Genomic DNA, 11,623 nt, shown 5'->3' on the forward strand with positions numbered 1-11,623 from the left:
CACGGCGAACAGACCTGTAACAACCCAATGTGGCTCGACTTTTTTACCGAACCTATGGAATCTCAAGCGCTCGGCGCCCTCTGCGGCAAAACACAGCCGGGCCGTCCGCGCGATATAACAGTCCCGTGGCGCACCTGGGTTGCCAAGACCGCTTGCTTTGTGTCTGTTCCGTGGCAGACCAGCCAAAGGCGAATCGTTGCCAAGATGGGGAAATCCGACCATGAAAACCCTAAAAACAATAGCAATTGTGGTTCTGAGTTCGGCATGCATAAGTGCGGCACGTCAGCCAACGATGATAGGCGATTTTGGCACCCAGACGCTGGCTCTCATCAATTCCTACAGGACGAGCCGTGGCCTATCTCCCCTCGCCGCAAATGGCACGTTGAAAGCGTTGGCCCGGCAACATAGCCTGTACCAAGCAGCTCGAAGAACCATCAGCCACGATGGCTTCCGCCAGAGATCGGCTCAAGCCAGAGCTGCGGGCCTCAGTGTGGTGTGTTCGGAAAACGTCGGTGTTGGATATATGACTCCACAGCAGCTTTTTTCTGGCTGGAGGAGTTCCCCGGGCCATAACACGAACCTGCTTCGACCTAACCTGCGATATGCGGGAATATCCGTGGTCGGAGGCTACTCGACTTTCTTCGCTTGTCGATAGTTTTGCCTTCGCCTGCGAACCGCAGGAAACTGCCGCTATTGGGGTAGCTCAAAAGGCTTGCTCGATCCGCCCTACCCGATTAAGAGACCTGCGAAACGCTAGACTTGGATAAGAACATGCAGATCGAGATCCCCTGCCCGAAATGCAGGAACACCCGAATGAAGTTCGAGCGACCCGAGCCGCTCGACACCGATATACTTATCTGCTTCACCTGCGGCCACGAACTGGGAACACTGGGTTCGGTCAAGGCAAAGATGCTTGCTGCCTTCGAGCGCATGAAGAAGCAGGCGCAGCAACAGCGCAAGCACTAGCAGCAGCTATTTGACCAACGCAACGCGGCCGTCGGGGCCGCTGTCGACACGCCAACCCCGATAATCGGGGATCGAAAAGTGCGGCGTTGCGAACGGCGTCGTATGCGTTTGTGTAATGACCGTCACATCTGCCCCCGCCGCTTCGCCTGCGAGAATACCGGCAACGGCATCTTCGAACACCAGGCATTTTGTCGGATCGACTCCGAGGCGTTTGGCGCCCAGCAGGTAGCATTCCGGGCTCGGTTTGCCGGCCGCCACTTCTTCACCGCTTACCATTGCTACCGGTGTGGGAATGCCAGCCGCTGCCATGCGGCGCCTGGCGAGTTCGATCGGTGCCGACGTTACGATCGCCCACTTTTCCGGCGGAATACCGTTCAGGAAATCGATAGCGCCGGGAATCGCGACGATGCCCCCGACATCTTCCATCTCCTCCTTCAGCAATTGCCTTGCCTCATACTCCGGATCTACGCCTGGCAGCGCCAGTTGCCGAATGACGTCGGACGCGCGAATGCCGTGGATCGTCTTGAGGAAGACCTCCGGCTCGAAGCCATACCGGATCGCCCATTCGCTCCAGACGCGTTCGACCACCGCAATGGAATTCAAGAGCGTGCCGTCCATATCGAACAGGAAGGCGTCGTAGAATTTGCCGGGAACGGAATGAGAGGCGGTCACGAAAGTTTCCCTGGTACTGACTGATATTGAACTCGGCCAACTGCTGTGAACCCGGCAGAGGCTGCGCGCCCGAAGAGCGGGCGACGTTTCACTCACTAAGCCAAAGGCACCTGGCGCTCAGCGAACCTGGTCCAGCAAGCGCTTGCATTCGAGGAGATCGTAGAGTGCTTCCTGGAGCAGAGCCCGATCCTCCTTACCGACGCTCGACTTGCCGATCGAAACTTCGGGAGATTCTTCATCGCCACCGCCAAAATTAAAAAACCGGCGGGTGATCGGTGGTTTCGCGCGGCCGACGAGCTGATCCTCCTCGGACATCCCGACCCGCGGTTCGGCGGCATCGGCGCCCTCCTGCTGGCCGCCCGTCAATGCCTGAACGCTGGCAAGGTCGCCATGTCCGATCGCTATGACGAACTTGTTGCCATTGGTCTTCAAGAGCTTCTGCACGCCCTTGATGGTATAGCCGTGATCATAGAGCAGGTGCCGGATGCCCTTCAGGAGATCGACATCCTCGGGCCTGTAGTAACGTCGGCCGCCGCCGCGCTTCATCGGCTTGATCTGCGGAAACCGCGTTTCCCAGAAGCGCAGGACATGCTGTGGAAGGTCTAGGTCGTCCGCCACCTCGCTGATGGTGCGGAACGCATCGGGGCTCTTATCCAACATCCTTACTCCCTACGCGGTCTCGGGGCGTGCCGCGCGTCTGTTCGGCTGATAAGACGCGGCTGTATCTCATGAACGCCAGAACCGAGCCGCGACTCATCATATTTCAACGGTTTGACGCCGTGAATTCAAGTCACGTCTTGAATACCGCACAGATCGTTCAGGGAAGATTATAGTTGTTGTCGGCAAACGAGAGAACGATTCTCTCTTTTTGGGTCCGATCAGGAGGCCGGATTGGCGGTCTTCTGCTTGGTCTTGCGCAGGGTATGCGCCTTGAGAATCCGCGTCTTCAAGACATTCGACGCCTTGAAGGTCATGACGCGGCGGGGAGAGATCGGCACTTCCTCGCCGGTCTTGGGGTTACGTCCGATGCGCTCATTTTTGTCGCGCACCTGGAAGGTCGCAAAAGACGAAAGCTTGACAGTTTCGCCGCGAACAATCGCGTTACAAATCTCGTCGATGACAGTTTCCACGAGCTCAGCAGATTCGGTTCTCGAAAGACCGACCTTGCGAAAAACCGATTCCGCCAGGTCTGCTCGCGTCACTGTCTTTCCGGTCATGGTTTCCCCGCCCATTTGCCAATTATATTATGAAAGCGAATAAAGAGTATTTGTCTTGCGCCTCACGGTCAAGCTCTTGTTCGTCGGTAGTTTTTTGGATTTTCGGGTTACCAGCGCAGGAGTGCGGCGCCCCAGGTAAAGCCGCCGCCCATCGCTTCCAGCATCACCAGATCGCCTTCCTTGATGCGGCCATCGCCGGCAGCCGTCGCCAGCGCGAGCGGAATCGAGGCGGCAGAGGTGTTGCCGTGAAGATCAACCGTAACGACTACTTTCTCTGGAGCAATATGCAACTTCTTGGCGGAACCATCGATGATGCGACGATTGGCCTGGTGCGGCACGAGCCAGTCGAGATCGTCAGCAGTCGTCCCTGTCGCGTCGAAGGCAGCCTGAATGACGTCGGTGATCATGCCGACCGCATATTTGAAGACTTCGCGGCCTTCCATGCGAAGCTTGCCAACTGTGCCAGTCGTCGAGGGGCCACCATCCACGTAAAGCTTTTCCTTGTGGGAGCCGTCGGAACGCAGATGCGCCGTCAGCACGCCGCGATCGACCGTCGTGCCCTCGCCTTCCGCAGCTTCCAGCACGATTGCGCCGGCGCCGTCGCCGAAGAGGACGCAGGTCGTGCGATCGTTCCAGTCGAGAATGCGCGAGAAGGTCTCGGCGCCGATCACCAGCACACGCTTGGCGAGACCGCCCCTGATATAGGCGTCGGCGGTCGTCACTGCGTAGACGAAGCCCGTGCACACGGCCTGCACGTCGAAGGCAAAGCCATGGTGCATGCCCAGTCGGTTCTGGATATTGACGGCAGTCGCCGGAAAGGTGTTATCGGGCGTTGAGGTGGCACAGATGATGACATCGATGTCGGCCGGGGTCAGACCAGCCCGGTCGAGCGCTGCGCGCGCTGCCGCTTCGCCGAGCGACGAAGTCGTCTCGCCCTCGCCGGCAATGTAGCGCTGGCGAATGCCAGTGCGCTGGACAATCCATTCGTCTGATGTGTCCACGACATCTTCCATGTCGCGATTGGTCATAACGCGTTTCGGAAGTGCGGCTCCGAACCCGCGAACAACTGAACGGATCATATTGCTTAAACCTCGTCGCTCATGCGGCTTCCGGCCCGATCGGGGGCAGCCGCTTGGCATGATACTTTTGAAGATCGTTTTCTATTTTCTGATTGAGGCCATTCTTGGCCATGTCGTAGCCGACCTCGATGGCTGCAGCGATGCCCTCGGCGCTGGCGCCGCCGTGGCTCTTGATGACGACGCCGTTGAGGCCAAGGAAGACGCCGCCGTTAACCCGGCTCGGATCCATCTTTTCGCGCAGCATGTCGAACGCGCCTTTGGCGAAGAAGTAGCCGATCTTGGCAAGCAGCGTGCGCGACATTGCGGCGCGCAGATACTCGCCGATCTGGCGCGCCGTGCCTTCGGCCGCCTTCAGCGCGATGTTGCCGGAGAAGCCTTCGGTCACGACGACGTCGACGGTCCCCTTGCCGAGATCGTTTCCTTCGACGAAGCCATAGTACTCGAGCGAGTCGATGTTCGCCTCGCGGAGCAGCCGCCCCGCCTCCTTCACCTCTTCCTGCCCCTTGATCTCTTCGACACCGACGTTCAGCAAGCCGATCGTCGGACGTTCGATCTCAAACAGCGCGCGGGCCATTGCCCCACCCATGAGGGCGAAATCCATCAACTGCTGCGAATCCGCGCCGATCGTCGCGCCGACGTCGAGAACGATGCTTTCGCCCTTCAGCGTCGGCCAGATGGCGGCGATCGCCGGCCGCTCGATATTGGCCATCGTGCGCAGACAGAACTTGGCCATCGCCATGAGGGCGCCGGTATTGCCGGCCGACACGGCAACGTCGGCCTCCTTCGTCTTCACCGCCTCGATCGTCCGCCACATGGTGGAGACATAACGACCGCGGCGAAGCGCCTGACTCGGCTTCTCGTCCATACGGACGGCCAGTTCGCAATCGTGGAAGACAGTCTTTTCCTTAAGCTTCGGAAACCTGTCGAGAACCGGCTCGCACTGTTCCTTCAAACCATACATCACGAAGGAAATATCGGGATGTCTTTCCAGTGCCTTGGCGGCGCCGGGGATGACAACCTGGGGACCATGGTCGCCACCCATGAGGTCGATAGAAATTCTGATCACGCGTCCCTGATCCTTATTTTTCGCCTCCGGCGGGCGAAATTTCGGCCAAAATACCGGTTTTCCCGTCGCTTACAACTGAATTGTGTCAAATCCCCAACGGCGTTCAGTCCTTTTTCCAATCCTTCAACACGGCGAAGGCGGACGGCTTTTTATCATTCTCTCCAGTGTCTTCTACGTGACCGCCGAACTCGACACCTGCCTTGCGGGGATAAGGATCTATCGCAAGAGCCGCGAATTCCGTCACGACCTCACCGGCATCGATTGTATCGCCGGTAAAGCTCTCGGGAAGGTCCGGACCGTCAGGATCGAGCACCATCTCACCGGCATCATTGGCTGGCCGACGCGCAAGCTTCGAATTTTCAGGCACGAAGATCTGCTCGAAGGTCTCATCGATGGCGGATGGAACCGGATCGAGGGTAACGACGCAGGATTGGACAATATTTGCCTGGACCCTGCCCTTCATGCGGATGCCGTCGCGCTTCCACCGAGCGATCTGAAGTTCGGCTTTGAGGCTGTCCACAGAAAGGACATTCCAACGCTCGGCGAGCGCCGCCAATTCCCGCTTGTCGGCCTCCAGATGCACCTCGACAGGATTGGCCGATATATGACCGACATTTACGAGGTAAGAGAATGGCACGTCATCTCTCTTGTTCTTCATCGTCTTCTCCTCAGGCAACCTTCGGGAGCGTCGCCGAGCCTGTCGCGATGACGTCTTCCGACTGAGACAAAAGATGGTCCTCGGCCTCGAACATCCAGCCCGCGAGACCGCGCATATCGACCGGCTCGGTCGTCTTGGGATGGATGTTTCGGACAAGCGCAGCGGCAAGCCCTTCGGCATCCCTGGTGTCCATCGCCTTGGAGTAAGCCTCGAGGCGGCCATAGAACATGCCCGCCAGCTTCTTCATGCGTTTCGGCACGCTGTTGTCGCCGATCCCCAGTTCACGAATGGAGTAGTCGATGTCCTGGAAAAAGGCATCGACGATTTCCTGCGCGATTTCCTGGCCGCTCGTCTCAGACGTTCGTGTGCGCCGGAAGAAGAGGATCATCACCGCGGAGAGCATTTCGAAGCGCCCCATGACCGTATCCGGCACATTCAGGCGCTCATAGAGTTCCGGCATCCGCGCGGCCGACGTTAATGCCTGATATTGCCGATCAACGATTGCCTGATTGTTGTTTTTCTTGCCAAAGAGCCCGAAGATCATTGTTTTGTCCGGAAAGGCCTCATTCTTGACGCCAAGCGGCGTCCGGCCTTGTTGCATGATTTCGAAAGCTGGTTTACCGAAGCAGGCGCGAATTGCAATGCCGAAGGTGGCCACTTTCGGGACAGCACCCCATCTGTCCGCACGAGCCAACGGGACGTCTGACCCCGGAATGGCCACAATGGTTTTGCATCAGCGATCTGAGGCCGGTGGCTGCCATTCATAATTTAGGGAGTAGATGTCGTTGACGAAACGGTATTTCAAGTCTGACAAGAAATTCCTCAGCAATGCCGCCATTGCCATCATGATCGCCTCCGCCGGACTTTCGGGCTGCCAGACAGGAACCGTCCTTAATGGCGGGTATGTCGCCGACGAGCAGTCTCTGAATCTCGTCCCGGAAGGATCGAGCCGCGAGCAGGTTCTCCTATCCCTGGGCACGCCGTCAACGACGGCGACGTTCGATGGCGAAGTCTTCTATTACATCTCACAGCGCCGCGAGCGCTCCATGGCCTTCCAGAAGCTGAAAGTCGTCGACCAGAGCGTTTTGGCGATCTATTTCGACAAGGACGGCATCGTTACGCGTCGCGCGAACTACACCCTCAAGGACGGCAAGGTTTTCGATACGATTACCCGCGTCACCCCGACAGGCGGCAAGGACTTCACCTTCCTGCAGCAACTCCTGTCCGGCGGCAGCGCCGCGAACGCTGCCAAGGGCCTCTTCGGTGGCGGCACCTCGCAGCCGGCGTCCCCGCAGAATCCGGCCAGCTTGCGCTAACGGGGATCGAACTCCCAAAGAAAAACCCGCCGGATCGCTCCGGCGGGTTTTTTAGTGTTCGTTCGCGGTTAACCTCGGGCCAGAACGGCAAGAAGCAGAAGCGCGACGATGTTGGTGATCTTGATCGCCGGATTGACGGCCGGACCCGCCGTGTCCTTGTAGGGATCGCCGACCGTGTCACCGGTCACCGAAGCCTTGTGGGCATCCGATCCCTTCATGTGGCGAACGCCGTCCTTGTCGACGAAACCGTCCTCGAAGCTCTTTTTGGCGTTGTCCCAAGCGCCACCGCCCGAGGTCATCGAGATCGCGACGAACAGGCCGTTAACGATCACGCCAAGCAGCGATGCGCCCAGCGCCGCGAAAGCCGATGCCTTGTCGCCGCCGGAAATGAGCAGGATGCCGAAATAGACGACGATCGGCGCCAGCACCGGCAGCAGCGATGGGATGACCATCTCGCGGATCGCTGCCTTAGTGAGCAGGTCCACGGCCCGGCCGTAGTCTGGCCGTTCAGTGCCTTCCATGATGCCCGGTTTTTCGCGGAATTGCCTGCGCACTTCCTCGACGATCGAGCCGGCCGCACGACCCACTGCGGTCATCGCGATGCCACCGAACAGGTATGGGATGAGGCCGCCGAAGATTAGGCCGGCAACGACATAGGGGTTAGACAGGCTGAAGGAAATTTCGCCGACGCCGTTGAAGTACGGATACTGGCTGGGATTGGCGGCGAAATATTGCAGGTCGTTGGCATAGGCGGCGAAGAGGACCAGTGCACCGAGACCAGCGGAACCGATCGCGTAACCCTTCGTCACGGCCTTCGTCGTGTTGCCGACCGCGTCGAGCGCATCGGTCGACTTGCGCACCTCCGGCGGCAGATGCGCCATTTCGGCGATGCCGCCGGCATTGTCGGTGACCGGACCGAAGGCATCGAGCGCGACAATTATGCCCGCAAGGCCGAGCATGGTGGTGACCGCGATGCCTATGCCGAACAGGCCGCCGAACTGGTAGGTCGCCAGGATGCCGCCGACGATGACGATGGCGGGTAGCGCCGTCGATTCCAGCGAGACGGCAAGTCCCTGGATGACGTTCGTGCCGTGGCCGGTCACTGACGCCTGGGCGATCGAATTGACCGGTCGCTTGTTGGTGCCGGTGTAGTATTCGGTAATGACGACGATCAGTGCCGTAACGATGAGGCCGATCAATCCACAGGCGAAAAGATTGGTTCCGGTCACCTCTGCGCCGCCGACGGTGCCGACTGAGCCCCAGCCGATCGTAAGCGACGTGGCGGCACCAAGACCAATGATCGAGAGCAGACCCGTGACGATCAGGCCCTTGTAGAGCGCGCCCATGATCGAACCGTTGCTGCCGAGCTTGACGAAGAATGTGCCAATGATCGAGGTGATGATGCACGCGCCGCAGATCGCAAGCGGATAGAGCATCGCCGATTGAAGAATGGGCGCCCCGGCGAAGAAGATCGCGGCGAGAACCATCGTTGCGACGACGGACACGACATAGGTTTCGAAAAGGTCTGCGGCCATACCGGCGCAATCGCCGACATTGTCGCCGACGTTATCGGCGATCGTGGCGGGGTTGCGCGGATCATCTTCCGGGATGCCCGCTTCGACCTTACCGACGAGGTCACCGCCGACGTCGGCGCCTTTGGTGAAGATGCCGCCGCCCAGACGGGCGAAGATCGAAATCAGCGACGCACCAAAGCCAAGCGCGACGAGTGAATCGACTACCTCGCGAGAGCTGCCTTCGTGCCCAAGCACGACAGTCAGAACGTAGTAGTAGATCGACACGCCAAGAAGCGCGAGACCGGCCACCAGAAGCCCGGTGATGGCACCCGACTTGAATGCGATTTCAAGGCCGGCCGCCAGGCTTTGAGATGCTGCCTGCGCCGTGCGGACGTTGGCGCGCACCGAGACGTGCATGCCGATGAAGCCGGCGGCGCCGGAGAGAACCGCGCCGATGAGGAACCCGATTGCAGCCGTGCCGGAGAGCAGCAGCCAGGCTGCAATGAAAACGACGATGCCGACGATTGCGATAGTCTTGTACTGGCGCGTCAGATACGCCTGCGCACCTTCACGAATATAGCCTGCAATTTCCTGCATACGCTTGTTGCCCTGATCGGCGGCAAGCACCGACCGGGTTGCCCAGATGGCATAGACCACCGAGAGCAGACCGCATGCTATTACCCATAAAAGAATGCTCATTTCGCTCTTTCCTCCAAAAGAGCCGGAGCTCACTCCCTCTCCGGCTGCGAATACGCCGACTCGATTTCCTCCCACAGAAATGCTGCAACGCCGCGCGGAGATTGCGTGGAGGAAAACGGCGCGTCAAGCCCGCAAACGCCAAAAGCCCTTGCAGCACAATGGGAACCGGGAGTTTCTGGAGGTCGGGGCCACGGCCCCGGCAAAACGCTACTTCTTGGCTTCGCCGCGAACCTGCTTCGCGATGCGGTCAAGCACTGCATTGACGAGCTTCGGCTCATCTTCGCTAAAGAAGGCCTGGGCAATCTCGACATATTCCGTCACGATGACCGCGACGGGAACATCCTTACGATCGAGGATCTCGAACACGCCGGCACGCAGGATCGCGCGGACCGTGCTATCGAGACGCGACAGCGCCCAGTCGTCCTGCAAAGCGGAGGCGATCAGCGGATCAAGTCGACGCTGTTCTCGTACGACGCCGGAGACGATGGAGCGGAACCAGGAGGGGTCGGCCTTCAGATAGGTCTCGCCGTCGAGTTCCTGACCGAGGCGATGCGCCTCATACTCGGCGACGATTTCCAGGACGCCGGTACCGCCAATATCCATCTGGTAGAGCGCCTGAACGGCAGCCAGGCGCGCAGCACCTCGCTGGTTTGCGGTCTTGACGGGACGCTCCGAGTTCTCGTTGTTCATTCGTTATGCACCCAACTTTTTCTTCAGCTCGATCATCGTGAGAGCTGCGCGGGCGGCAAATCCGCCCTTGTCCTTGTCTGAACGGCGGGCGCGAGCCCAAGCCTGATCGTCATTCTCAACAGTCAGAATGCCATTGCCAATGGCAAGGGATTCGCTCACGGCCAAATCCATCAGCGCGCGCGAGGATTCATTCGACACGATATCGAAATGGTAGGTCTCGCCGCGGATGACCATGCCAAGGGCGACATACCCGTCATACTGCGTACCATCATTATCCGCTCCGTCGAGCGCCATGGCAATCGCCGCTGGAATCTCGAGAGCGCCGGGAACGGTGACGACCTCATAGGTCGCGCCGGCCTCTTTCAAGGCGAAGGTCGCGCCTTCAAGCAAGGCATCGGCCATGTCGTCGTAGAAGCGTGCTTCAACGATCAGAATGTGGGGAGCGGTTTCTCGCGCCATGCTTCACCTTCGGTAGCTAGAGGACTTCGCCAATCGGCAGGCCGCGGTCAAAACACGCCGCGACCCGAATGGCAAGCAAATTCCGAACTCGGTTTGGACGCGAAATCCAAGAATCACGGCAGAGGCATGGTTGACAATCCTTGCATCGCCTTGCGCCGAAGGCGGCCCCGGCGCCTCGAAGATGGCAAATGAAGGGCGATCCGCATGAACAATTTGTAACTAAATTCCAGATACTTATTGGTTGAAGGCGGATGATCTGGACACCAATTTCATCTGTGTAACGCTGACGATCCACGGCCGATCGTCAGAGCAGATGAAAGGATACTCCCATGAATCGCGTTGCCGCCATCGCCTCCGCAGTCGCTACTCTTGCCTTCGCAGACGCCAGCCGTGCGGAAAGTCTGGATATGAACACCCCTTCGGGCATCGAACGAACGCTGCGCAGCTTCAGCGGCCGCAATCTCGATGTTCGGCAGGTGTACGATCACGGCGGCTCGGGAAATATCGGGGACCCCAAGTCCTTCGCCGCGCGCAGCGTAAACGACATCCAGATGATCCGTGCCGCTATTGCCGTCAACAAGCCTCTTGTGCATCAACTCAACGCCAGAGGCGTCCTGTTGGGTAACATCGTCAATGCCGACCAGGCCGCGGATGGCGGTATCACCGTCTACTATCGATGAAAGCAAGGGCGACAGCGGAAGCCTGTCGCCCTTACGATGCTTTGCGGTTGTATTTTCTCGCGGGATGGTGCCTCTTCTCCGGAAACAGGAGGGAGACAATGTCCACCGTATCGAAGCCCGTGATCAACATCGCCGATGTGGAGCTTGAACACTGGAAGCAGGGAGATCTGTATGAAAGCGCGGATGCCTCGTTTGGCTCGCTTCTCGGTCTCGCAGGTCTCGGCATAAGCTACAACGAAGTTCCGCCCGGCAAATCCAGCTGTCCGTTCCACAACCATCACGTGGAGGATGAGCTGTTTTTCATTATTGAGGGCACCGGCGAGTATCGCTTCGGCCGTGACCGCTACCCTATCCGGAAGGGTGACACACTCGGTGCGCCCGCCGGAGGACAAGAGACAGCTCACCAGATAATCAACACCGGTTCGACGCCTCTTATCTACCTCGGCATCTCGACAATGGCGAAGACCGAAATCGTAGAATATCCGGATTCCGGCAAATTTCTTGCCAAGACCAATCGCGACGGGGGACAAGCGAACCGCTTTCGCGTTATCGGCAGCGAGAGCGGTAAGTTGGACTACTGGGATGGTGAGCCCGGCGCATGACTTCC

General features: G+C 59.0%; 15 protein-coding genes. 5 read left to right on the plus strand and 10 right to left on the minus strand.

The features are described from left to right. Positions 1-292 precede the first annotated feature (292 nt). The gene (locus FHT71_RS23260) at positions 293-655 is read left to right on the plus strand and encodes a CAP domain-containing protein (protein WP_245505512.1); all 363 of its coding nucleotides are present in this window, start codon (positions 293-295) and stop codon (positions 653-655) included. A 116-nt stretch (positions 656-771) separates the two neighbouring features. Then, entirely contained in the window at positions 772-966 is a 195-nt protein-coding gene (locus FHT71_RS23265; RefSeq protein ID WP_132592224.1) for a hypothetical protein, read from the plus strand. A gap of 6 nt (positions 967-972) precedes the next feature. On the opposite strand, the gene FHT71_RS23270 is transcribed toward FHT71_RS23265, so the two are convergent. From FHT71_RS23270 to FHT71_RS23300, 7 genes are all read right to left on the minus strand, one after another. Further along, positions 973-1,638 (minus strand): HAD family hydrolase, encoded by a 666-nt coding sequence (locus tag FHT71_RS23270; RefSeq protein WP_132592222.1) that lies wholly within the window; start codon positions 1,636-1,638, stop codon positions 973-975. A gap of 117 nt (positions 1,639-1,755) precedes the next feature. Further along, positions 1,756-2,298, minus strand: a complete 543-nt coding sequence (locus FHT71_RS23275; protein ID WP_132592220.1) for a MerR family transcriptional regulator — start codon at positions 2,296-2,298, stop codon at positions 1,756-1,758. A 218-nt stretch (positions 2,299-2,516) separates the two neighbouring features. Continuing rightward, a complete protein-coding gene (locus FHT71_RS23280; protein WP_007801086.1) occupies positions 2,517-2,855 on the minus strand; it encodes an integration host factor subunit alpha in 339 nt (112 codons plus the stop codon). A 107-nt stretch (positions 2,856-2,962) separates the two neighbouring features. Continuing rightward, a complete protein-coding gene (locus tag FHT71_RS23285; protein ID WP_007801084.1) occupies positions 2,963-3,934 on the minus strand; it encodes a beta-ketoacyl-ACP synthase III in 972 nt (323 codons plus the stop codon). 19 nt (positions 3,935-3,953) lie between these two features. Beyond that, positions 3,954-5,000, minus strand: coding sequence for a phosphate acyltransferase PlsX (gene plsX / locus FHT71_RS23290; protein ID WP_132592218.1), 1,047 nt, complete (start codon positions 4,998-5,000; stop codon positions 3,954-3,956). 103 nt (positions 5,001-5,103) lie between these two features. Continuing rightward, complete coding sequence (locus FHT71_RS23295) at positions 5,104-5,658, minus strand: DUF177 domain-containing protein (protein ID WP_007801079.1); 555 nt, start codon at positions 5,656-5,658, stop codon at positions 5,104-5,106. 10 nt (positions 5,659-5,668) lie between these two features. After that, positions 5,669-6,259 (minus strand): ubiquinol-cytochrome C chaperone family protein, encoded by a 591-nt coding sequence (locus FHT71_RS23300; protein WP_183722262.1) that lies wholly within the window; start codon positions 6,257-6,259, stop codon positions 5,669-5,671. A 178-nt stretch (positions 6,260-6,437) separates the two neighbouring features. Here FHT71_RS23300 and FHT71_RS23305 point away from each other — a divergent pair, with 178 nt between their 5' ends. After that, a complete protein-coding gene (locus FHT71_RS23305; RefSeq protein ID WP_024316602.1) occupies positions 6,438-6,974 on the plus strand; it encodes an outer membrane protein assembly factor BamE in 537 nt (178 codons plus the stop codon). A 68-nt stretch (positions 6,975-7,042) separates the two neighbouring features. Here the strand turns inward: FHT71_RS23305 and FHT71_RS23310 are convergent, their stop codons facing one another. From FHT71_RS23310 to FHT71_RS23320, 3 genes are all read right to left on the minus strand, one after another. Then, on the minus strand, positions 7,043-9,187 hold the full coding sequence (locus tag FHT71_RS23310; protein WP_007801073.1) for a sodium-translocating pyrophosphatase: 2,145 nt from the start codon (positions 9,185-9,187) through the stop codon (positions 7,043-7,045). Between the two features lie 207 nt (positions 9,188-9,394). After that, positions 9,395-9,877, minus strand: a complete 483-nt coding sequence (gene nusB, locus FHT71_RS23315) for a transcription antitermination factor NusB (protein ID WP_007801071.1) — start codon at positions 9,875-9,877, stop codon at positions 9,395-9,397. Positions 9,878-9,880: 3 nt separating this feature from the next. Next, positions 9,881-10,336, minus strand: a complete 456-nt coding sequence (locus FHT71_RS23320; RefSeq protein ID WP_007801069.1) for a 6,7-dimethyl-8-ribityllumazine synthase — start codon at positions 10,334-10,336, stop codon at positions 9,881-9,883. 329 nt (positions 10,337-10,665) lie between these two features. Between FHT71_RS23320 and FHT71_RS23325 the strand changes: the two genes are divergently transcribed. Beyond that, on the plus strand, positions 10,666-11,016 hold the full coding sequence (locus FHT71_RS23325) for a hypothetical protein (protein WP_007801067.1): 351 nt from the start codon (positions 10,666-10,668) through the stop codon (positions 11,014-11,016). Positions 11,017-11,114: 98 nt separating this feature from the next. Beyond that, positions 11,115-11,618 (plus strand): cupin domain-containing protein, encoded by a 504-nt coding sequence (locus FHT71_RS23330; RefSeq protein WP_132592216.1) that lies wholly within the window; start codon positions 11,115-11,117, stop codon positions 11,616-11,618. The last annotated feature ends 5 nt before the right edge of the window (positions 11,619-11,623 follow it).

This window comes from Rhizobium sp. BK060, from assembly GCF_014193145.1.
GTDB lineage: Bacteria > Pseudomonadota > Alphaproteobacteria > Rhizobiales > Rhizobiaceae > Rhizobium.

Excerpts from the sequence above, each read along its gene's own strand:
- FHT71_RS23295 (WP_007801079.1), bottom strand. The coding sequence starts at position 5,658 with ATGAAGAACAAGAGAGATGACGTGCCATTCTCTTACCTCGTAAATGTC.
- FHT71_RS23325 (WP_007801067.1), top strand. The coding sequence starts at position 10,666 with ATGAATCGCGTTGCCGCCATCGCCTCCGCAGTCGCTACTCTTGCCTTC.
- FHT71_RS23260 (WP_245505512.1), top strand. The coding sequence starts at position 293 with ATGATAGGCGATTTTGGCACCCAGACGCTGGCTCTCATCAATTCCTAC.
- FHT71_RS23265 (WP_132592224.1), top strand. The coding sequence starts at position 772 with ATGCAGATCGAGATCCCCTGCCCGAAATGCAGGAACACCCGAATGAAG.
- FHT71_RS23280 (WP_007801086.1), bottom strand. The coding sequence starts at position 2,855 with ATGACCGGAAAGACAGTGACGCGAGCAGACCTGGCGGAATCGGTTTTT.
- FHT71_RS23305 (WP_024316602.1), top strand. The coding sequence starts at position 6,438 with ATGTCGTTGACGAAACGGTATTTCAAGTCTGACAAGAAATTCCTCAGC.
- nusB (WP_007801071.1), bottom strand. The coding sequence starts at position 9,877 with ATGAACAACGAGAACTCGGAGCGTCCCGTCAAGACCGCAAACCAGCGA.
- FHT71_RS23275 (WP_132592220.1), bottom strand. The coding sequence starts at position 2,298 with ATGTTGGATAAGAGCCCCGATGCGTTCCGCACCATCAGCGAGGTGGCG.
- FHT71_RS23320 (WP_007801069.1), bottom strand. The coding sequence starts at position 10,336 with ATGGCGCGAGAAACCGCTCCCCACATTCTGATCGTTGAAGCACGCTTC.
- FHT71_RS23310 (WP_007801073.1), bottom strand. The coding sequence starts at position 9,187 with ATGAGCATTCTTTTATGGGTAATAGCATGCGGTCTGCTCTCGGTGGTC.
- FHT71_RS23285 (WP_007801084.1), bottom strand. The coding sequence starts at position 3,934 with ATGATCCGTTCAGTTGTTCGCGGGTTCGGAGCCGCACTTCCGAAACGC.
- FHT71_RS23300 (WP_183722262.1), bottom strand. The coding sequence starts at position 6,259 with ATGCAACAAGGCCGGACGCCGCTTGGCGTCAAGAATGAGGCCTTTCCG.
- FHT71_RS23330 (WP_132592216.1), top strand. The coding sequence starts at position 11,115 with ATGTCCACCGTATCGAAGCCCGTGATCAACATCGCCGATGTGGAGCTT.